General features: G+C 59.0%; 17 protein-coding genes. 9 read left to right on the top strand and 8 right to left on the bottom strand.

The features are described from left to right. Positions 1-4: 4 nt before the first annotated feature. Both HZB60_03710 and xdhC read right to left on the bottom strand, forming a co-directional pair. Complete coding sequence (locus HZB60_03710) at positions 5-652, bottom strand: nucleotidyltransferase family protein (GenBank protein MBI5058876.1); 648 nt, start codon at positions 650-652, stop codon at positions 5-7. Further along, entirely contained in the window at positions 579-1,439 is an 861-nt protein-coding gene (gene xdhC / locus HZB60_03705; protein ID MBI5058875.1) for a xanthine dehydrogenase accessory protein XdhC, read from the bottom strand. The genes HZB60_03710 and xdhC overlap by 74 nt, the downstream gene beginning before the upstream one ends. 879 nt (positions 1,440-2,318) lie before the next feature. Here xdhC and HZB60_03700 point away from each other — a divergent pair. The 5 genes from HZB60_03700 to HZB60_03680 all read left to right on the top strand — a co-directional run bounded on the left by HZB60_03700 (position 2,319) and on the right by HZB60_03680 (position 9,169). Next, positions 2,319-3,599 carry a hypothetical protein gene (locus tag HZB60_03700; protein ID MBI5058874.1) on the top strand — a complete coding sequence of 427 codons (1,281 nt, stop codon included), beginning with the start codon at positions 2,319-2,321 and terminating at the stop codon, positions 3,597-3,599. 16 nt (positions 3,600-3,615) lie between these two features. After that, positions 3,616-5,016 (top strand): sigma-54-dependent Fis family transcriptional regulator, encoded by a 1,401-nt coding sequence (locus tag HZB60_03695; protein MBI5058873.1) that lies wholly within the window; start codon positions 3,616-3,618, stop codon positions 5,014-5,016. Between the two features lie 381 nt (positions 5,017-5,397). Next, positions 5,398-5,955 carry a hypothetical protein gene (locus tag HZB60_03690; GenBank protein MBI5058872.1) on the top strand — a complete coding sequence of 186 codons (558 nt, stop codon included), beginning with the start codon at positions 5,398-5,400 and terminating at the stop codon, positions 5,953-5,955. Between the two features lie 254 nt (positions 5,956-6,209). Then, positions 6,210-7,430: a hypothetical protein gene (locus HZB60_03685; GenBank protein ID MBI5058871.1), complete on the top strand. Its 1,221-nt coding sequence runs from the start codon at positions 6,210-6,212 to the stop codon at positions 7,428-7,430. 299 nt (positions 7,431-7,729) lie between these two features. Continuing rightward, positions 7,730-9,169: an IPT/TIG domain-containing protein gene (locus HZB60_03680; protein MBI5058870.1), complete on the top strand. Its 1,440-nt coding sequence runs from the start codon at positions 7,730-7,732 to the stop codon at positions 9,167-9,169. 350 nt (positions 9,170-9,519) lie between these two features. Here the strand turns inward: HZB60_03680 and HZB60_03675 are convergent, their stop codons facing one another. After that, a complete protein-coding gene (locus tag HZB60_03675) occupies positions 9,520-9,687 on the bottom strand; it encodes a hypothetical protein (protein MBI5058869.1) in 168 nt (55 codons plus the stop codon). Between the two features lie 32 nt (positions 9,688-9,719). Here HZB60_03675 and HZB60_03670 point away from each other — a divergent pair, with 32 nt between their 5' ends. Next, on the top strand, positions 9,720-12,422 hold the full coding sequence (locus HZB60_03670; GenBank protein MBI5058868.1) for a tail fiber domain-containing protein: 2,703 nt from the start codon (positions 9,720-9,722) through the stop codon (positions 12,420-12,422). A 1-nt stretch (position 12,423) separates the two neighbouring features. After that, entirely contained in the window at positions 12,424-13,050 is a 627-nt protein-coding gene (locus HZB60_03665; protein MBI5058867.1) for a hypothetical protein, read from the top strand. A gap of 195 nt (positions 13,051-13,245) precedes the next feature. Here HZB60_03665 and HZB60_03660 read toward each other — a convergent pair whose 3' ends face one another. From HZB60_03660 to HZB60_03650, 3 genes are all read right to left on the bottom strand, one after another. Further along, a complete protein-coding gene (locus tag HZB60_03660; GenBank protein ID MBI5058866.1) occupies positions 13,246-14,799 on the bottom strand; it encodes an IPT/TIG domain-containing protein in 1,554 nt (517 codons plus the stop codon). 409 nt (positions 14,800-15,208) lie between these two features. Continuing rightward, positions 15,209-16,603, bottom strand: coding sequence for a sigma-54-dependent Fis family transcriptional regulator (locus HZB60_03655; GenBank protein MBI5058865.1), 1,395 nt, complete (start codon positions 16,601-16,603; stop codon positions 15,209-15,211). After that, positions 16,600-18,090: a hypothetical protein gene (locus HZB60_03650; GenBank protein MBI5058864.1), complete on the bottom strand. Its 1,491-nt coding sequence runs from the start codon at positions 18,088-18,090 to the stop codon at positions 16,600-16,602. Before HZB60_03650 ends, HZB60_03655 begins: the two co-directional genes overlap by 4 nt. A 458-nt stretch (positions 18,091-18,548) precedes the next feature. On the opposite strand from HZB60_03650, the gene HZB60_03645 reads away from it, so the two are divergent. Together HZB60_03645 and HZB60_03640 are read left to right on the top strand one after the other, a co-directional pair. After that, positions 18,549-20,036 (top strand): T9SS type A sorting domain-containing protein, encoded by a 1,488-nt coding sequence (locus tag HZB60_03645; GenBank protein MBI5058863.1) that lies wholly within the window; start codon positions 18,549-18,551, stop codon positions 20,034-20,036. Positions 20,037-20,106: 70 nt separating this feature from the next. After that, on the top strand, positions 20,107-20,688 hold the full coding sequence (locus tag HZB60_03640; GenBank protein ID MBI5058862.1) for a YceI family protein: 582 nt from the start codon (positions 20,107-20,109) through the stop codon (positions 20,686-20,688). 177 nt (positions 20,689-20,865) lie between these two features. Here HZB60_03640 and hypB read toward each other — a convergent pair whose 3' ends face one another. Together hypB and HZB60_03630 are read right to left on the bottom strand one after the other, a co-directional pair. Then, a complete protein-coding gene (gene hypB / locus HZB60_03635; protein ID MBI5058861.1) occupies positions 20,866-21,564 on the bottom strand; it encodes a hydrogenase nickel incorporation protein HypB in 699 nt (232 codons plus the stop codon). A 2-nt stretch (positions 21,565-21,566) separates the two neighbouring features. Continuing rightward, positions 21,567-21,926: a hydrogenase maturation nickel metallochaperone HypA gene (locus tag HZB60_03630; protein MBI5058860.1), complete on the bottom strand. Its 360-nt coding sequence runs from the start codon at positions 21,924-21,926 to the stop codon at positions 21,567-21,569. Positions 21,927-21,930: the final 4 nt, after the last annotated feature.

Genomic DNA, 21,930 nt, shown 5'->3' with positions numbered 1-21,930 from the left:
GCCGTCACTGAAAGTTGGGTGTTGTTGTCGGACTCGCAGCCATCTCAAACCTCGTTTCAGACCTAAAATATCGTTCCCAAGAGTCGGAATCGTTCAGATTCAACAATACACGCGAGTCTGTCACGGGCACCCGGAGCGCCGCGCCGATGGCTTGTTGCCTGCGGATCTGCCAGTCCAGCCGCGAGTCCGGCGATGATGTATCAAGTGTCGTAAGCTCTCTCAGATAGCCACGGCTCAGCAGCACGGGATGCCCGCCGCGATTGTCAAATTGCGGCTGCACTGCGCAAATGCCGTCACCCATCGCTTGTGCGAGTGCGTGTAACACGGTTGCTGAGGGTACCGGAGTGTCAATGGGAAGATAGAACGCCGCCGGAAAATCCGTGGCGCTCTCGATCCAACTGCCGGCCTGCGCTAACGACGAAAGGGGACCTAACTCCGGTGACGGATTCTCCAGTAGCTGCAATGAGCATCCACCGCATTTCGTGGCTCCGGACCGCCCGGTCAGCGTGCAGCCCAAAGCTTCCAGATAGCGATCGATGTCGTACCCCAATACGAGCACGACCACCCGCCCGCCGGCCTCAGCGTAAAACTGACACTGAATTTCCAGCCACGTCCGCCGAGCGTGCTGCAACAACCCCTTGGGGCTGCCCACACGGCTCGACTTCCCCGCCGCCGGCAGTATCAGTGGGATTTCCGCGAGTTCCATAGTAGTCCGCCAGGATCTCCGCCGCCACGCTAATCGCGATTTCTTCCGGCGCCTTCCCGAACCGGCCGATTCCGACCGGGCACCTCACGCGCTGGATTGCTTCCGGCGTGAACCCGAGTGCGGTCAAGGAACGGCGGAAATGGGTCCATTTCGAGCGGCTGCCGATCAACCCGACGAAGCGCAACGGCCGATTCAACAAATCCGTCAGAATTTCAAAGTCTTCGAAATGCTCGGGAGTCATGATCACGGCGTAGCTCACATCTTCGTTCCAAGCCACGCCCGGATTGAACTCACGCCATCCCATCGCATGCCGCACGCAGCTTTCCGGAATTCGCGCATCGCGAATCCAGTGCTCCCGCGCATCAATCAGGTGAGTGGTGAAAACGGTGCCCTCCAGCACGCGGCTCAAAGCCTGCCCGACATGTCCCGCGCCAAAAATGCATAGTTGGGGACCGCAGTTCACCAGTTCCATCAGCAGTTCCATTCCGCCCCCGCAGCATTGACCGTGGGCAGCCGTCAGTGGATAATTGAATATCCCGCCTGTACGCCGCTCCAGGCAGTTCAGCGCGTCGCGAATCGCGAATTGCTCGACTTGGCCCCCCCCGATCGTACCAGCAATCGAGGCGTCGGCGCAGACGATCATTTTGGCGCCGCACTCGCGTGGTGTCGAACCCGCGGTCCGACAAACGGTTACTAACACCGCCGCGCGGGTCTCGCGCCGCAAGCGTGCCAAGGCTGATACCCAGTCCCACATATGACTTGACTCGAGTTGCCCGATGCAGAAGAGGCCACACCAGCGAAGGGACGTCGTGGCCGGACGAGGGAAGAATGGAAGTTAGAGCGGAAACGAGGTGCTTGGGTCAAGGTCATCCCTCGCGACAGGGCTCGCCCAAGTTCAGCAGAGATAACCCGGAATTGGAGATTGCGAGGAGGCAGAAGGCGACCGACGATCCACGTGGATAGTCCCTCACGTTCGCCGGTTACTTCACGATGGTAACGTTTCCAATATAATGCCGTTCACTCGACAATGCAATGACTACGCTTCGCTCATTTAAATCTGACTCAAGTAGTCGACTTTGAAATCGGATAAGATAAGTCCACTTTATTAAATGCAGGCGCTTTTTGATAGACGTGCGTTCGGCTTTGGAGAGAACGAACAGTTCGCACGGTCTGAAGTCCCGCCGCGCTGGCCGCTCAATCCGCTTCCGCTCCCTCGCTTGCCGGCGCCGAGCGGAGTATCGAGCAGACGTACGGCGAACATCCATCGGAAAGCTCCGTCACCGTCGCTCTTCGGCTGAGGTTCCGCATGCCTCCAGCCCAATGCGAAGCAAACGCGCGCATGCGTATAGGGTCGTGATGAGTCGGGAGAAGCCGCTGAACTAAAGTGGATCAATTGAGTCTGATTAACGTAAATCGCGAAAATACCCGGTATGACTTGAATCCTGAGAAGATTGGCTCTAAATTGTCCGCCGTGGTCGATCCCCCTCGCGGATCGCCCCGAAGCCAAAGCCACTCGAAAGCCGCCATTCCTGCTCTCGGGTGCTGCGCGATGGCCAACCAGCTTTCCAGCATTGCAGCAGACCGGGCAGATATTCCCACACAAAAATCCTCCATGAACCGTGGTTCGGCGGTCCCCAGCAACTTTGAGTCGTTTCGGCGGCAGGCGGCGATCTGGATCCAGCTCAGCCTGCTGGTCATGGCCGCTCTGATGGCCGTTCACGTCGGGTTTACCCGAGTGATGGGTTATCCCAGCCAGGGCTTGGTCATTCTATTCGCGGCACGATTCATCGAACAACTGGGGGAATTGGTTTGGCTGCAAAATCTCAAATCCCCGCTCAGTGAATCGGCCATGGGGCGCTATCTGCTGGCGACCGTCATTCTGGGAGTCGGCTTCGCCTTCGCCGCTTCGATGCTCAGCAACGTGCAGGAATCACACTATGCCGCGCTGATGGTGTTGCCGATCATCGTCGCCGCCGCAAGCCATGCGCCGCTGTGGATCACGCTGCTGACGGTGGGCGTCAGCGGATGCCTGACCATCTTTCAAGTGTGGTACTTCTATTGGCGCGAACCCCATCTCACGGAATACTACGAGGCGGCAACGGTGGTGCTGATCTATGTCGTTGTGGCCCTCGTCGTCCACCTACTTGTGACCATGCTGCGACATCGTGAACAGGTGCTTGAGCAGAGTGTAGCGGAATTGGCACAGACGCAGGACCGACTGGTGGTTGAAGAAAAACTCGCCGCCGTGGGCCGGCTGGCAAGCGCAATTGCACACGAGATTCGCAACCCCGTATCGACCATCTCCAGTTCGTTGGAGTCCGCCTCGTCCGAATCGTGCGCCCCCGGGTTACGCGATGAACTGCTGGGCATCGCCAGGAATGAGGCGCATCGGATGGAGGTACTGACAACCGATTTTCTTTCGTATGCCCGGCAGCGGCCGCCGGAGTTGCGGCGGACCCAACTCGCTTTGACGCTGGACTACGTGCGAGATGTCGTGCAAGGGTACGCGCTGGCGGCCCGGGTCAGGATCGAGACGATTTGTGCACAGGATGATGCCTTTACTTGTGATCCGTTCCAGATCTATCAGGCGTTGATTAATCTCACGCGGAATGCCATTGATGCAAGTTCCCCCGACAGCGCCATTGTGCTGCGAGCAGAGCGCAAGGGGCAGGCCTTCGTGTTTGGAATTGAGAATGCCGGCGAACCCGTCCCGGACGACGTGCTGCACAGAATCTTCGAGCCGTTCTTTACGACGAAGTCGAGCGGAACCGGTTTAGGATTGGCGATCGCCCGCAAGATCGCGGAGGGGCACGGCGGCAGCTTGGAACTGGTGAGCAATCTTCCCGGACAGATTCGGTTTGAACTAACGATTCCCAACATGGAGTTGGCATGATCGGCGAGCAATCCTGATGGCCCGTATATTGGTCGCAGACGATGAGTCCAGCGCGCGGCGCGTCCTGGGTGTCATCCTCAAAGAAGAGGGGCATACCGTCATTGAAGCCGAGGGTGTGGAGCGGGCTTTCGAGCTGTTCCGCTCCGTTCCGCTCGATCTCGTCATTTCGGATCAGAAGATGCCGGACGGAAGCGGAATGGCCTTGTTGGCGAGCTGTCGCGAAGAAGACCCGACGATTCCGATCGTCATGCTGACGGCGTTCGCCTCGGTGGAGCTTGCCGTGCAAGCGATGCGGGAAGGGGCGTTTGATTTTCTGACCAAGCCCTACACTCCGGATGTCGTACGGGGAGTCGTGCGGCGGGCCGTGGAACGAACCGAGCTGCTTCGCGAGAATCAGCTCTTGAAACGAGAGGTCGAGCGGCAGGACATCTTCGCCGGGATTCTCGGTACGAGCGCGGCCATTCAGCAGGTGAAGGCGCTCATTCAGAAGGTGGCCCGGACCAATGCTACGGTGTTGATTACCGGTGAAACGGGATCGGGGAAAGAACTCGCCGCGCGCGCAATTCACAAAGGCAGCGCGCGCGCGGAGAAGCCGTTCGTGGCCGTAAACTGCAGCGCCTTTCCCGAACCCTTGTTAGAGAGCCAGTTGTTCGGCCATGAAAAGGGAGCATTTACCGGCGCGGACAAAACGCGCCATGGACTGTTTGAAGCCGCACACCTGGGAACACTGTTCCTCGACGAGGCCGGCGAGATGTCGTTGCCACTGCAAGCGAAATTGCTGCGGGTGGTCGTCGATGGCGAGTTTACCCGGGTGGGTTCGACCGTCTCGCGGACGGTGGACGTCCGAATCGTCGTGGCTACGCATCGCGATCTCTGGCAGCGAACCCGGGACGGCCTGTTCCGGGAGGACTTGTACTACCGACTCGCCGTGGTGCCGATTCAGATGCCTGCGCTGCGCGAGCGCCGTGACGATATTCCGCTACTCGCTGAGCACTTTCTAAGATCAATCGAGACCGACGAGAATCTCCCGCAACGGCGGTTGTCGTCAGCCGCGAGCGAATCGCTCATGGACTACGCATTCCCCGGAAACGTCCGTGAACTGCGCAACTTGGTCGAGCGCGCAAACATCCTTGCTTCGTCTGACGTGATCGGACCCGAGCATTTTCCGGTCTCGCCGTCCGCGGGCTACCCGAGTACAGGGCCGAACTCAGCGGCACAGCCGTCCGGCATCGGCAGGTGGGTGAATTCGCTTCCGGCCGAGATCGCGTTGGGGTCGATGCTGGCGGAAATCGAAAAGGCACTGCTGGTGCGGGCGCTCAGCGCGGCGGGTGGAGTGCAAGCGGTAGCGGCGCGCAGGCTTGGCATTTCGAGGAGCGACATGCGCTACAAGATGAAGAAGTATGACCTAATGCTCTAAGATCGCACGCGGTTTGTGCCCCGGTGCACGTTCCAGTTTCTTTACAAACGTCAGCCCGACCGTTCAAAAATTTTGACAACGGTCGGGCTTCTTCTATCGGCGACGCACATTCTATGTCGTTGTCTTTTCAGGTGATTGGGTCGATTGGCATACATATTGTTTTAGCACTTGCCATGCTATGCCGCTCGATCACAAGCCCGGCGACTTCAGGCGGCATTCCGCGGGCGCGCTTCCATGGCGACCAATATCTTGCTTCACGAGCGCGGACAAGTATGAGAACGTAAATTGACAGACGATGTGATGCGAGCCGCTCGTTCGCACGTGTTGCGGGCGGGCGGCTCGGTGACTCTTCAGCCAAACCACACCAAGTCGAGGCTCCCGATGCTACCACCTCCGCCGAGCTGGGATGGACTCCATCCCTTGATCATCCACTTCCCGATTGCGCTGCTCATCACCGCTCCCCTGCTCATCATCGCTGCCCTGGTTCTGCTGCGGCAACGACACGGACTGATGATCGCCGCGTTTCTGCTGATGGCATTGGGATCCGCCGCCGCGTTCATCGCCGTTTCGACCGGCGAGGCCGCGGGAGAACTCGCCGAACGAAATGCGACGGTGAGTGCCGCGATCGAGCAGCACGAAGAGCTGGCGGAGCTCACGCGCAGTCTGTTCACGGTCTTGACTGTCATGTTTGCCGCTATTGTGTTCGGACCCGCGCTACTCAGAAAGAGGCTGGCCGCCGTGTCGCAAACGATTGTCATGCTGGCGTTCCTGGTGTTTTACTCCGGGGGCGTGCTGCTCCTCGCCAATACCGCCCATCAGGGAGGCCGACTCGTACACGAACTTGGGGTGAAAGCCATGATGACCACGGCAGAGCAGAGGGCAGCCGCGACTACCGTGAACTTGGGGTGTGCGGAATCGTCTCATTCCGATTCCGATTGAGAGTAGTCCGCCGACGCGCAATCCGGATGCCAAGCCTGGCGAACCGAAGCGGACCACGGTAACCGATCATCGTTACACTCTGACGCCTCGGTAGTTGACGTAGTACATTCAGTCCGAGAGCGGCGCCGACGATGAGTGCGCAGAACTTTATCCAATGACACGGCCAACGAATCGGCACCGTCAGAACGAAAGGAACTAAGCCAGTGAGGCCAAGCACAAGTTCGGGGACCCGCTCCGCGTCGGGAATCGGCAGGTTGTCAATCCTGCTGCTGGTTCTCAGCGTGCAGCCGTTCGCGGCGTTTGCTCAGGATTGGTCAACTCTCAATGGCGGAGTACCCTACTGGGTGCATGCGCTGACTGTCTATAACGGCGACCTTATCGCAGGGGGCGAAGCCCCGGGATACATTCGCCGCTGGGACGGTTCGGCGTGGGTTCCGCTGGGAAGCGGGCTTTCGGGACAGGTGGACGCGCTCACAATTTACAACAGCAACCTGATCGCCGGGGGACATTTCTTCATGGCCGATACGCTCGAAGTCGGCTTCATTGCAAGCTGGGACGGCAGTTCGTGGATTGACTTGGAGGGAGGGACAAACAGCATCGTGACCGCGCTGACTGTTTACAATGGCAATCTGATCGCCGGTGGCTACTTCACGGATGCAAACGGTCCCGCTAACTATGTCGCGCAATGGGATGGGCACGCTTGGTCGCCCCTGGGAGTCGGGGTGAATAGTCAGGTGATGGCGCTCACGACCTACGGTACTGGTCTGATTGCGGCGGGGTTCTTCTCGACAGCGGGCGGGGTGAGTGCGATGCACGTAGCCGCCTGGAACGGCACTTCGTGGTCGCCGCTGGGCGCCGGAGTCAACCCGCTCGTTTACGCGCTGACCGTCTTCAACGGCCACCTCATCGCGGGGGGGAATGCCAGTTGGGACGGCACGGCCTGGACACCATTGACTGCTGCCGATGGGCCCGCCGGCAGCGTCATGGCGCTTGCCGTGATGGGAAATGAGTTGATCGCCGGAGGTAACTTTACGACGGCGGGTGGAGTACCCGTGAGTTCTATTGCCAGTTGGAATGGTGCGACTTGGTCATCAATGAACGGCGGCATGTTCAATAACGGTTCGGCGATCTGGGTGTTTGCCCTACACCCGTATGGAACCGGCTGCGCGGCCGGCGGGATCTTCCGCTCCGCAGGAGCGACCAGCGCACAGAACACGGCGATCTGGATGCCCGCCACTGCACCTGACCTCCTGCCCGTCCTGGACCTCGCGATCCAGTCTGTGGGAGACAGCATCACATTGCGCTGGACCGGACGGGGCAATCCGGCGTTCGTGGTTCGTGACGATATGGCAGCGGACGGTGCCTTTGCCAACGTTGTTGCGGCGACCCAGGACACGTTCATCACACTACCGCTTGATTCTGCTGCTCACGCCAGGCGCTTCTATGCCGTCCATGCGACGGACCAACTACCTTGAACACGGGTTGACGCACGGCCATTTTCCCTATCCCTCGTTCGCTCACATCTTCGCAAACCTGCCCCTCTGGCAATTCACTCAACATTGCTGCCAAGTGTGATGCACAAGTCCGACTTGTGGCACTTGGAAGTTTGCCGGTCATTGGATTCGATATGTTCACCTCACGCCAACTCGGTCGAAAGCTCACCCAAATGCAAAAGACACTCATTTCTGTGTTCCTCATGTCTGTGATCTGTGCGCTTATGGTGGCGCACGCGAAGCCCAGCCGTCCCGTTCCCATCCGGACACCCCCTCCTGCGGTGACTCTCACGCGCGGCGGTCCTGCACTGGCGACGCTGCCGTGGTCCGAAAACTTTGAGACCGGTGCGCCCGGTTGGGTGACCAGCGGTTTCTTCAACGTGATCGCCGATCCGCAGTTGCAGCAGGTCATGAATCCGACCATCAATCCCGCGCTCGTTACCCTGCCGGATGCTGGTACATTGCCAAGCGCCCACGGCGGGAATCATGCGCTCTGGTATGGCGAGGCGTCAACCGGGACGTTTATCGGAGCGGATTTCTACCATAACCAGCCGCCGCTTTCGGGTGGGACTTCGCAGCTTCCGAACACCGGCTGGGCCATTACGCCGGATTTGGATCTGACCTCGGTTACCGATGCCACACTTAGTTTCTGGACACTATGGGAAGTGGAAGGCGTGGACATCCCGTGGTATGACGTCATGTATGTGGAAGCATCCATCGACGCCGGAGCAACGTGGTCCGCGGTCGGCAGTGGGGCGTTGAATCCGCTGAACGACGTGAACACGAACGCCAATGTTGGCTACAGTTCGGGAGGAATCGGCTTACCGCCGGCCTGGGTACAGCACAGCTTCTCGCTGGCGGACTTTTGCGGCAACGCGTGCTGGCTGCGATTCCGCTTTGATACCGTGGATCAACTTTATAACGGATTCCGCGGTTGGTTTATCGACGACATCTCGGTCGAAGGAACCGGACAATCACTGGGCCCGATCATCACCGATGTGATTCCCGGGGCAGGGCAGCCTGATGACATCATCTATGTGCACGGGCAGAATTTCCAGAGCGGCGCCACGATTACCCTCGGCGGCCTGAATACAACGTCTGCGGTCCTGTCGAATGTACTTGCGCAATTCATCGTGCCTGTGCTGCCGGACGGAAACTATGATGTGACGCTTACAAATCCGGACGGCCAGTTCGATGTTTGCACCGCATGCTTTGAAATCACACCAGTGCAAGGTCCGCAGATCTCATTTGTGGTTCCAAACTGGGCCTATCCGGGCATTCCGACGCCGATTATCATCGAGGGACAAAACTTCGATCCGGCAGCCACCGTAACGATCGGCGGGCAGTTGCCCACGGACATAGTCGTGGTGACTCAGGAACGCATTACCTGCACAACTCCGGCCACATTGGGATTAGGTTTTCATGCTGTGCGGGTGACGAATCCCGACGGTCAATTCGACCAGTGCACCGGTTGCTTTGAAGTGCGCATCCCGGAACCTCCGACGGAAGTCGTCATCAATCATGTGCTCAACGACATCCAGTTGAACTGGCGTCCGGCGCCGTGGGTTGGAGCGGAGTATCGAATCTTTCGCGACACGGAACTGAACGGTACTTTCAGCCTGATGGTTGGCGACGTGCGGGACACATTCTTCGTTGACAACAATGTGCTCGTCGATCCGGACGTTCGACTGTTCTACATCGTCAAGGCCTACGTACCGTGATGCCGAGTTGTGAAAGCATCGAATTTTGGCCGACGGCGTGAAGTGCCAGCATGACTCTTCAGCCCCGAGCAGGCTCCTCAGCGATGGGGAGCCTGATCTCTATTGGGCGCCGCCGGACTCATGCGCACTTTAGACGGCAGTTGCCGCCCGCGCCTGCCGCTGACGCTCGTTTGCCAACGTCTCAATTCCGGTGGTTCTTCTTCGTTCGCCTCATTTACGCGGGTCGCTGTCCGAGCAGGAGTTAGCCATTCTCCATAATATACGCTTATCGTCCATGCCTGAAACGCATTGCACAATTGGCGACGTCTAACAACGGCCTTGACAATGCCACCATGAACTTATATATTGCATCACAGTGCGTCCGACAAGTCGTCTGATTGTCGGCGACGTAATCGCCCGGCGATAAAGACCTCGATCGTGCTCAACTTATGACCTTTACCTGCCGGTGAGGTCATTTTTGTTTCAATTTCCGCAACATCAATCGTATTGAAATACGGGGTGGCTTCAACCCCGCTCAAGGGCGAAAAATCAATTGCATAGGGAGGCGATTATGCGCAGAACTATTCTGGTTTTCATGGCCTGCTTCATTGCGCTGTCGGCACAGCTGTTGGCCGAAGTACCTCAGAGCATCAACTACCAGGGCTACTTGACCGACACCGTTGGCGCTCCGCTGGACACGATTGTAATCGTCTCATTTCGGATCTACATTGTACCGACCGGTGGCGCGGCAATCTGGACGTACTCGCAAGCCTGCACGGTGCAGACCGGACTCTTCAGTTGCCTGGTTTCATTGCCACCGAGCGTATTCGCTGACACGAGTCGATGGCTTGGGGCTACAGTGGGGAACAATAGCGAAATGACACCACGGGCGCGGCTGGTCTCCACGGGCTACTCGTACGCCGTTGGTACCGTGGACAGCGCGCGCGGCGGAACGATCAAGGGCGACTTGATCGTCACCACCAAGATCTGTACGGGAACGGGAACCACTAATCCCGGTGCAGAGTCATTTGCGGCGGGATTCGGGAACTCCGCAGGCGGGTCACAGTCAAGTGTGACCGGCGGGAATAGCAATTCGGCGGCGGCCGATCAGAGCTTCGTGGGCGGGGGCTGGGACAACGACATCTCATCGGGAGCGTTGCGCGGCGCAATTGCGGGCGGCAGGTGGAACCGTGTAACGAACCAGCTTGCTGCAATTGGTGGCGGTGTGTCGAATGTGACGGCCGGTCAAGGCAGCTTCATCGGTGCCGGTGGAAACAACGCCGCTCGCGGGGAATATTCCGTTGTCGGGGGCGGCGGCGGGAGCACCGCAATCGACTCAAACTCCGCGCGCGGTAACAGCTCCTTCATCGGCGGCGGGCGTCGCAACAGCACCACCGACTCCATGGCCGTGGTCGTCGGAGGGCAGAGCAACGCCGCGGACTACGGCGGGTTCGTCGGCGGCGGGCGGAGCAACTCCGCGACCGGCGACTACGCGGCTGTTGCCGGAGGAGCATTTAACATTGCGAGCCCACGCGAGAGCTTCGTTGGCGGCGGATGGGACAACAGTGTCTCTGGTGTCGGCTATCGTGGCATGATCGGCGGTGGAAGCTGGAATCGACTTACCAATCAAAACGGTGCCATCGGCGCAGGATTCTACAACACGGTCGGAGGCCAATGCGGATTCGTCGGTGCCGGAGGGTACAATTCGGCCCGCGGCGAGTTCTCGGTCGTGGTCGGGGGAGGTGGCACGCTGGCGGGCGACAGCAATAGCGCCCTCGGCGACTACGATGCAATTGCCGGAGGGAGAAGTAATAGCACCAGAAATCTCGGGTCCTTTGTCGGAGGAGGATTGGGAAACAGCGCCGGCGGCGACCACGCTACGATCGCCGGAGGCAACGCGAATGATATCGATGCCAACAAGGCAACGATCGGCGGAGGAGTTTCTAACAGCATCGGGGGGTACGGCGGAACGATCGCCGGCGGCGGCGCGAACTCGGTTGGATGGGAGTACGGTACCGTGGGGGGCGGCTTCCAAAACGGGATCACCGGGCCCTATTCGACAGTGGCTGGAGGCTTTCTGAACTTGGCCGCAGACTCCGCCGCATTTGTCGGAGGCGGCAAGTACAACCATGCGCGCGGACGGTTTGCCGTGGTCGCCGGTGGCGGTGGCACCTCCGCGACGGATTCCAATAGCGCAACAGGAACTCGCGCGGTGATCCTTGGTGGTTCCGCCAATAGCTGCTCGGGCGCCTCCGCCATGATCGGAGGCGGAAGCCACAACAACTCCACGGACGATGGCACCGTTGTTTGCGGCGGCTCTTACAACGATGCAACGGTGGATCGGGCATTCGTAGGCGGCGGTTGGGACAACAACGCGTCGGGCACGGAATCCGCCATCGTCGGTGGCCGATGGAATCAAGCCACCAGCAGCTATGGATTTGTCGGCGCCGGGACGGCGAACGGCGCGTATGGCTCACGCTCCGGCATCGTCTGCGGCGACCAGAACTTCGCCAGAGCGTCGTACTCGTTCATCGGTGGCGGAGGCGGGAGTGGCGTCGACTCCAATTCAATTGTCGCTCAGCACTCCGCTATCGTTGGCGGCCGCAGTCACTACATCTCCGGCACCTCCGCTTTCATCGGCGGTGGATATGACAACCTTATCAGCGGCACTGCCGGTGTGATCGGCGGCGGTCAAGGCGATTCGGTCACGGCATCCTTCGGCATGGTTCCCGGCGGATACTACAATAAAGCCGCCGGGCAATACTCGTTCGCGGCCGGCCGGCGGGCCAAAGCGAATCATGACGGCAGCTTTGTCTGGGGCGATTCCTATGACGGTGACGTCGCATCCGATTCGACGAACAGCTTCACCGTCCGCGCGTCCGGCGGCATTCAGATGTTCACCAATACGGCTGGCACCGCGGGTGTGCAGGTGTTCGCGGGATCGTCCGGCTGGGTGATCGTCTCCGACTCCACCAGAAAACGGAATATTCGCGACGTCGATACCCGGAACCTTCTCGAGCGCGTGGCGCGACTGCCGATCAAGCAGTGGAGCTACAAATCGCAGGATCCCACCGTCGAACATATCGGCCCGATGGCACAGGACTTCTGGAACCTGTTCTGCATCGGCGATGACAGCCTGAGCATTTCGACTATCGACCCCGATGGAATTGCGCTGGCCGCCATTCAGCAACTCTACAAGGAAGTGCTCGAACTGCGTGCCCGCGTGCAAACGCTGGAGGCCGCGGAGCAGAAGGCCCTCAATCAGGACCACTAACATGAAACAGATCATCGTGCTGCTATTCGCAGCCTCATGTGTACTTGCCCAACCGCAACAGAGCGAGAACTTTCGGATCGCGAAATCTGTGATCGATGCCGGCGGCGGCGCAAGTGCTTCGACGGATTTTCGATTGGTTTCCGCGTTCGGCCAGCCTTCGCCGATCGGTGCCCAGTCATCGGAAAGTTTCCATCTCTACGCGGGCTTTCTGTCGCCGGTGTTCGCCGCGGGTGAATTGAATCCGATTGATGACCTGGTTATTCGTCGGCAAGCCGGCCCGACCGCAAACGTACTCTTGCATTGGGGACGGATTGCTCATGCCGCGCAGTACAAGATCTATCGCTCGACGGACCCGCTGTTTGTTCCCGGTCCAAGCTCGCAAATCGGGGTTGTTGTAGATACTTCGTTCACGGACGTCGGGGCGCTCGGCTTGCCCGCGTGGCGCTACTACTACGCCGTGACAGCGGCGAACGCCGCGGGGTTGGTCGTGACACCGATCAGGGACATGACGGCAGCAGCAGGAGCTGGACAACCACCAAGCGAGTCAACGAGGGCGCCGGGCCACGTTCCAGAGGTTCGGCCGCACCGGGCTGCCGTAAAAGCCGTGACGGGTCGGCAGACCCGCTGATACGTGCTCCTGAATCCGTATGCAAAAGGCAGGCTCCTCAGCGATGGGGAGCCTGATCTTTTTCCGTTGAAAAGTGCGCGAGATTCGTGCATCAGACATCGTTCGCTCTGATGGCGAAGATCCGGCCCGATGAGCACGCCCCGGACGATGACGTCTCGGGGCGAATTGCTTGCGCTGTACGGTGCGAGATTGCGCTCATGGCGCCAGCGTGCGCACTGCATAGTACTGCGGACTCGGCGCGGCGTTTACCGCGAAGCTGTCCACAAAGGTCGTGTCCGTGGTCGCCCCGACGAAGTCCATGAAGTCGCCGCCCGCCGGATCGCCATGGAAGATGACATACTCATTGCCAATCCCCGTGATCGGACTCCAGTTTAACTTGACGTGCGGTGACGACACCGCGATCACAAGGTCACCCGGAGGAGTCAGGGTCACCCACGGTCGAATCTCCATGCAACCGGAACAAACATCAAACAGCCCATTGGGATTCTCGATGCGGATCGGCCGCGCCCCCAAGCCGAGGCCAAGCGGTGTCGTGCAGGTCAGGGTTTGATCATTGACGATGCTCAGATTCGTCACCGGAATACCACCCATGGTCACGACTGCGGCGGGATCGAATCGCTCGCCGGCGATCGTGATGGTCCGCGGGAGTCCGACATAGGCCCACGTCTGTGAGACAATCTGAATCTCGGGCGGCCGGATGTTATCAACCTGAAAGCACGAATGACAGATTCCAACTTGTCCGTCCGGATTCGTGATCATCACATCATAGATATCGCGACGCAGATTGGGAATGATGAGCTGTGCAAGGTCCTCGGCAAGAATCACTTCCGTGCAGGCCTCGCCCCCGATTGTAATCTGTGCGCCACTGTGAAAATTCTGGCCATGCGCGTGCACCAGATCATCCTGCTGCCCCAAGTGCGGGACCAGTTCCGTGATCACCGGACCCGGTATCGTGCCATCGGTCACCGCTATGTCGTCGATGATCCACCCGCGGAATCCGTTGTAGAGGGGGTCCACCGTGTCAAAGCGAAAGCGAATCCAGCCGTGACCGCCCGCGAGTCCGGTCAGCAGGAAGGCATGGTGCACCCACGCCCCGGTCTCACCGACGCCGCCCGAGCTATAGCCGACATGCGCGTTCGCATTTACATCATCCAGCGGATTCAATGAGCCACTGCCGACCGGCAGCCAGTTCAGCCCGCCGTCCGTTGAGGCTTCCACGAACATCATGTCAAACCAGGGCACGTCCACGCCTTCGATTTCCCACCATGTCCAGAATGTGAGAACCGGCTCAGTCGCGGTCGTAAGATCAAGCTCCGGGGAAATCGCCCAGCCAGTATTCGCCAGCTGCGACGTTCCGCCAGAGTGACTTGCCTGTATCGTGTCAAAATCCGCGCCGATAAATGAGCCGGTCACGTCTTCACCGTACCACAGCGAATGATTGCCGCTATGTGCAGCCGGAAGAAAGCCCTCGTCGGGGAGGGACACCATGCCGGGATTTATCAGTGGGTTCCGCACTTCGTGAGTCTGCGGATCCGCGATCACGTGGAAGAAACCCGAAGTGGTCCAATCCGCCCCACCCGACTCGAAATCTTCCGCCCACGGCAGCGTGACAATTGTGGCGAGCGGAGAGCGAACTGGGCTCGACGGCGGAGTTGTCCGATTGGGTACCGGGCGACTGGAGCCAGCATGGCCGGGGACCTGCGCCACTATGATAAGCAACAATGCCAAAGCGTTAATTCTTGGTTTCATGTCGATCCTGATGGATACCGGTTGAGGATGACTTCGAGCAGCGCCGGTGAAGCGCGGACTCGTTTGAATGTGTCATGTAGTTTTGCAATCGACATGCCATACTTGTTGCTCGTTGCATCCGCGCTCATTAACTCATTCCATTAAAGAGGTTAGGACTTACTCCCCGTCGGTGACAATGGGGTAGTTCGCCAGTGGATCCACCGCTGAAGCGGGGCGCACGTTCCACACTCCTTTACAACTCATTGATTTTGATTGAGCACTGACTGAGGCCTTGATGGGGCAGTTGTGAGCGAAGGCTTCGCAGCCACGAATCATCGAGTCTCGCGGAATCACCGCAGAGAAAGCCCGGACGACTTGTCCGGGCAAATGTGTTCATCGTGCCACGTTGCTTCAAATCATGGAGGATTCTCTACTCCTCATCCTGGTCTTTTCTCAGCATTCCGTAGCTCCGCATGATCCTATAGACCGTCTTGCGATCCACACCTGCCCGCGCCGCGACACGACTGATGTTGCCACGCTCTTCGCCATAGATCTGATCAAAGTACGCACGCTGAAAATCGTCAACAACCTTGTTCTTTGCGGTCTCATAGGACTCCGTCGAACTGACTACCAGCTTGCGGATGTGCGCCTTCTGCAGAGTCTCGGGCAGATCCGATTCGCGGATGATCGCGGTCATGGCCATGGAAACCGCATGCTCGACTACATTGCGAAGCTCGCGTACGTTTCCCGGCCACGGATAGTCCATCAGCCGATCCATAACTTGCGGCGAGAACTCGTCCACTTTGCGTCCGAACGCCTTGCAGACCTCGGCGAGAAAGCGCACAGCCAGAACCGGAATGTCCGCGCGGCGACTCCGCAACGGTGGAATCACGAGATTGACCACGGCCAGGCGGAAAAACAGGTCCTCGCGAAACCGCTGAGTCTTGATCGCCTCTTGAATCGGGCGATTGGTTGCCGAGAGGATGCGCACATCGAATGGGCTCTCACGATTGCCGCCCACTCGCCTCACGGTCCGCTCCTGGACGACGCGCAGGAGCTTCGCTTGCATGCCCGAGTCCATCTCCGTTACTTCATCGAAGAAGAACGTCCCGCCGTGCGCCTCATCAAGCAGCCCCTTCCGCGCCGCCACCGCACCGGTGAACGCACCCTTCTCATGTCCGAACAACTCACTCTCCATGAGCTGCGACGGCAATGCACTGCAGTTCACGGCAACAAACGGATGTCCGCCGCGCCGCGAGGATTCGTGTATCGCACGGGCAATTACCTCCTTCCCCGTGCCGGATTCCCCTTGGATCATTACGCTGACATCCGTATCCGCCACGCGCGCGACAATCCCCAGCACATTCTGCATCGCCGGATCAGCCGCCACCAGGCGCCCAGTTAACGACTGCCGCTCAAGCTCGAGTCGCAAGCGCCGGTTTTCCAGCACAAGATTGCGCTCCTTCAACACGCGCCGCACCAGCAAAATTAGTTGATCTTGAGAAAACGGCTTGACAATGTAGTCGGCCGCGCCAAGCTTCATCGCATCGACGGCGGTCTCGATCGTGGCATAGGCCGTCATCATCAGCACGGGAACGTCGGGATGGGAATACCGCAATTCCTCCAGAATGGCCATCCCATCCTTGTGCGGAATCATCAGGTCGGTGAGCACCAGATCCGGGTCATAGGCGCTTAAACATGCGCCCAATTCCCGTCCGTCGAGCAGCGTGCGGACGTCATAACCCTCCCGACCGAGCATCAAGTTGCAGTTGTCCAGCATATCGGGCTCGTCGTCGATCACCAGAATCTTCGGCTGTGGACTCATGACTGGGTGCTTTCCGGTTGGAGAATCGGGAAATGGAGCGTGAAAGTGGTCCCATGGCCGGGCATGCTGGCCACCATGATCGTCCCGTCGTGATCTTCGACAATTCGATAAGTAATGGCCAATCCCAAGCCGGTCCCGACGCCGACATCCTTGGTTGTGAAGAAGGGGTCGAAGATCCGTGACTGATGTTCGGGGGCAATGCCGGCGCCCGAGTCGATGACCTGAATCTGCAGGCGGTCATTCATCCGTTGCGCGATGAGGTCAATCGTCCCGCCGCGCGGCGTCGCGTCCATCGCGTTCACCAGCAAGTTGATGAAGACCTGCTCCAGCTCAACACTGTTTCCGCGCAAGGCGGGCAGGTCGGCGGTAATCCGCTGGTTGAACTGGATCCCGCGTTTTTCAATTTCCTTCTGTACCAGCATCAGCACACCGCTAAACACGGAGCTGAGCTGAATCGGCGACTTTCCAGTCGTTGATTTTCTGGCGAATGAAAGCAACCGGCTGACAATCTTCGACACGCGCTCGGACTGCCGGTGCATCATCGACAAATGGGTTTCCAGATCGGCGATCGGTCGTCCTCGTCGCAAGTCATCCAGCAGAATCTCAAGCCGGTTCTGGATGATCCCGACGGGGTTGTTGATCTCGTGCGCGACTCCGGCCGCGAGTTGACCGGTCGCTACCATCTTCTCCATCTGAACGAGACCCGCCTGAGCATCAAGCAACTGTTGAGTGCGCTGCTTGACGATGCTCTCGAGTTGCTCGTTTTGCTCGCGAATCTGATCCGCCAGCAGCACACGCTCACGATTTTCGGCGATGATCATGCGGTCCGCCCGGGTGGCGATCAACCAGACCACCAGGAACAAAGCAATGCCTGTGGCGAGCGTACTGAGCACGATCACAAAGCGAAGTTGTTCCACTTTGCGGTAGGTTCCGGCAACGTTCATCACGACCTCGAACACGATGCGAGCGGAGGTCCCGTCATGGGCCCGGATCGTGACCGGCACGTAGGCCAGCAGGTGATCCGTTGACCCGCTCGCCGAATCCATGTGGGCCGGTGTCGGCTCGAGAATCAGCTCTGAGGCGTTGTCTCCTGCCAGCGCTGACCTAAGCAGCGGGTTGCTGGTTTGAGCGCGGTGCTCCACGCTCGAGTCGGTCGAGAAAAGCACGCGCGCTTGCTGATCGTAATAGGTCACCCGTTCCACGCTGAAGCCGCTCACAAAGGTAGCTACGATGCCCGTCAACTCTTTGTGAGCCATCGGATTATCGTACGGGAATGAGTCGAAGCTTAGCTCCCACGGTGTCAAATAGAATTTGTCGATCGCCCAGGCCAAATGATTGACCGCGGCGACGGCGTAGTGTTCGGCCACCGCAATGAGATTGGCGCGACCGAGCCGGTAGGCGATGACACCCCCCGTTCCCACGATCAGGATGTCAAGCAGCACGAAATTGAGTGTGAAGAATCGTGTGAGTCCGGGCCGGATGAACATTTGGCTGCTCCAATTTGCCGTGTAAGATAAGTCTCCGCTCGCTGAGATACAATGGTAAATGGTTATCGGCAACTGTGGACTTTGTTCCACAGTGTTCAAGGACATTGATACTCAGGTAGTTATCGAGGAGTGTGGCGTTCATGCCCCAAGTCGGCCCGACCACGGCCTATATGATATCGTATAACAAGTTCGATTCGAATTGAGCATGTATGATTATTATTACTATATGGTTACAGCGCCATTTTGAACTCTCGGTACCCCGTTGGCACGACGCTTGCTTTTCCTGTGAACGTAGTCGTAACGACATTGAATCTCCGAGACGCCGGGATGAGCCAGTTCGTTGCGATGCCTCCTCAACAAGTGCGGTGGTGGGCAATGCTCAGGGATGGCGACCCGCCCACCGCCGCGTCCAAAATCTGACGACTTCACATACTCCGGAATTCTAACCACGACCGCTCATGAATGCCAAGCTCTACATCACTCTGTCTGTGTTCGTCCTGCACGCGGTGGCTGCGCAGGGGAATACCCATGCAGTTGACATCTTGAACTATGCGTTCGCTCCCGTCGAGATCACCGTGCAACCCGGAGATACGGTCGTATGGACGAACAGCGATCAGGCACCGCACACCGTGACCGCCACCGACAACAGCTTTGACAGCGGCTTCATGGGCACGAACGACAACTTCGCCCATGCTTTCAACCAGATGGGCAGCTTTGCGTATGTCTGTGCTTATCATTCGAATATGACGGGCGTCGTCAACGTCGGCACCGCCGGCGGCGGCGACACCACATGGACTGAACAGACAAGCCCGACGACTTTTCCGCTCAATGACATAAGATTCTGGGACGAAAGCATCGGGTGGATCGCTGCCGATGCGGGAGTGCTGCGCACAACCAATGGCGGTCAGAATTGGACACTCGTGCCAACGTCGGATGATTGCGAGGCGGTGTACTTCGTCAGCGCCACGGAGGGCTGGGCGTGCGGCAATGACGGGATGATGTTGCACTCGACGAACGGCGGGGTATCCTGGACTTCGCAAACGAGCGGAGCACCCGATAAGCTGCGGGATGTCTGGTTCGCCGACAATCAGAATGGCTGGGCGGCGGGCAGAGACGGAATCCTGATTCACACTACCAATGGCGGCGCCACATGGTCACCCCAGAGCAGCCCGGCAACCGATGATCTGCGCGGAATTCACATGCTGGACAGTCAGAGCGGCTGGATCGTCGGCTCACGCGGCCTGATTCTCTTCACGTCAGACGGCGGCGCAAATTGGGAGACGCAACTCAGTGTGCCGGATGGCGAAGAGGACGAGTTTGAGGCAGTCTTTGCGCTGGACTCCGAGCGAGCCTGGGTAACGGGCGGTCAGGGTCGCGTCTATCACACGCTGGACGGTGGGCTGAGTTGGACGCCGCAAACCAGCGGCACCACCGTCGCGCTAATGGACATCCAGGCGGCGGATCCCAACATGGTTTGGCTGTGCGGCGCTGGAGGCTTCCTCGCCAATACCGATGATGGAGGCGAGATGTGGCACGCGCAATTGCCCCCGGCTGTTGCTACATTCAACAGCGTGTTCTTCGTCAATGCTCAAACCGGCTACCTTGTCACCGGAGACGGCCGCATCTTCAAGCGGTCGATCACGCTGAATCCTGCCCCTGGCGAACGTCACGCGGCGCATCCCGGCGCGCCCGCACTGGCCGCGAACTATCCGAATCCGTTCAACCCTGTCACGACCATTGCTTTCACCCTACCCGCGGCGGGCCATGTTTCGCTCCGTGTCTTCGACGTCATCGGCCGCGAAGTCGCTACGCCGGTCGATGGCCTCTTGGCCGCCGGTGCACACCAGATCCCGTTTTCCGGCAGCGACCTTCCCAGTGGCGTCTATTTCTATCAGCTCACTGCCGCAGGATCGATGCAAACAAGGAAGATGACACTGCTAAAGTAGGTTGGACGAAGGAGAGACTCCTGGAAGGTGTCACATGGCGTTGACAGACCCGCGCACTACCCGAGGACAAATGCACAACACCATTTTCATCCTGCTCCTGCTCGCCGCTACCGGCATTGCTCAGACAGGCAGCTACACTATTATCTCCGGCAGCCCGCTGACTTTCGTGCAGTTTGAAAGCGAGGCTCCGCTTGAAAATGTTATCGGCCGGACCCAGACCGTTACCGGAATCATCGAACCGGTGGTCGCAACCGGTGACGGTTCTGGGCGTGCCGAAATTCATGTCGATCTACTGTCACTCAAGACAGGAATCGAGTTGCGGGATCGACACATGCGTGAGAACCACCTGGAGACGGACCAGTATCCTGAAGCCACGTTTACGCTGACGCGCTTGGAGATTCCGGGCGGAACACTGCCCGATGGAATCCGAACCGCCGTCTCCGTTGTGGGCAACCTGACACTCCACGGTGTGACGAGGGAAATCGAACCCGAGTCGTTCCTGACCATGCTGGACGGTGGAGCACGCATGCGCGTCGAAGCATCATTCACAATGAAAATGAAAGACTTCGGAATTCCGCTCCCGCAGTTCCTCGTCATGCGCCTGTCCGAAGAACAAAAGATCTCTGTTGATCTCATGACCGCGCGGAATTGACCGGCAGGCGCGCTGCCGGGAACGGCTAAGTCGCTGCCCACAAGGAAGTGACCCGCAGATCCTGAATACGAACAAACCCCGTCACATCTGGCGGGGTTTGTCCATAATCCTAACGGGGCCTGACGTGTCGCATCCCGGCGCTCAAGTCAGTGCCGAATTGCGGCGCCGAAGGGAGGCCTATCCCGCCGCCTGCTGCCGGAGCGAATAATCCTGCTGTTGCGCTTCGCGTCCGCTCTCCAACCACTGCACCCACGCCTCCCGTCCGTACCCGGTGCGAGCGGAAATCGGAATCACCGGAAGCATCCCGTTCACCATGGAGATGTTTCGCAGCACGGTCGGAATATCGACGTCAAGATACGGCTGCAGGTCAACCTTGTTTAGCAGGCACATCCGGCACTCACGAAACATCAGCGGGTATTTCAGGGGCTTGTCCTCGCCTTCAGGCAACGACAGCACAACGACTTTCCGATGCTCCCCCAAGTCGAACTCCGCCGGACAGACAAGGTTGCCGATGTTCTCAATGAACATGTAGTCCAGCGCATCCAGTGGCAGCTGCTTGAGCGCTGCATGCACCAAATGCGAACCGACGTGACAATCTCCGCCGAACGGCTCCGTATTCGCCTGCACCACCGGAATGCCCAGCGGAATGAGCCGCTCTGCATCCAGCGTTGTCGTAATATCGCCCTCGATCACGGCGCAGCGCCGGCCCAGTTGCGTCAGCGCGCGAATTGTCTGCTGGAGAACTGTTGTCTTCCCCGCGCCCGGCGAACTCATCATGTTCAAAACGAAGACCCCGTACTTGTCAAAGCTCAGGCGATTCTCCGCGGCAAGGGCGTTCGACTCTGCGAGGACATCTCGTACGATCGGAATATTCATCGTCACCTCTGGATGGGGTCAGCTATGGCAATCCGCTGCAACGTGATCCCGCGTCCGGCGAGCGTCGCAACATTTGCGCCGGCACACCGCGGGCAACGGAAGACAGGTTCGTCGATTGTAAATCGATCGCCGCAATGGTTGCACGTCAACTGCACCGGCTCCACCTCGATTTCAAGTTGCGCGCGAATCAGCCCGGCATCGACTTTGATCGCATCAAACAGAAACCTGAGAGTGTCCGGCACCACGGCGTCGAGCTGCCCCACGCGCACCGCTACGGCTTGCACTTCGTCAGCCGGAACCTCGGCGGGCAGCGACCGCCTCACGCCGTCAATGATGCACTGTGCGATATACAGTTCGTGCATGAGG

The organism is candidate division KSB1 bacterium, assembly GCA_016214895.1.
GTDB lineage: Bacteria > Electryoneota > RPQS01 > RPQS01 > RPQS01 > JACRMR01.
Note: the sequence above shows the minus strand (reverse complement) of the source record. Positions and strands in the feature narration are given on the sequence as shown.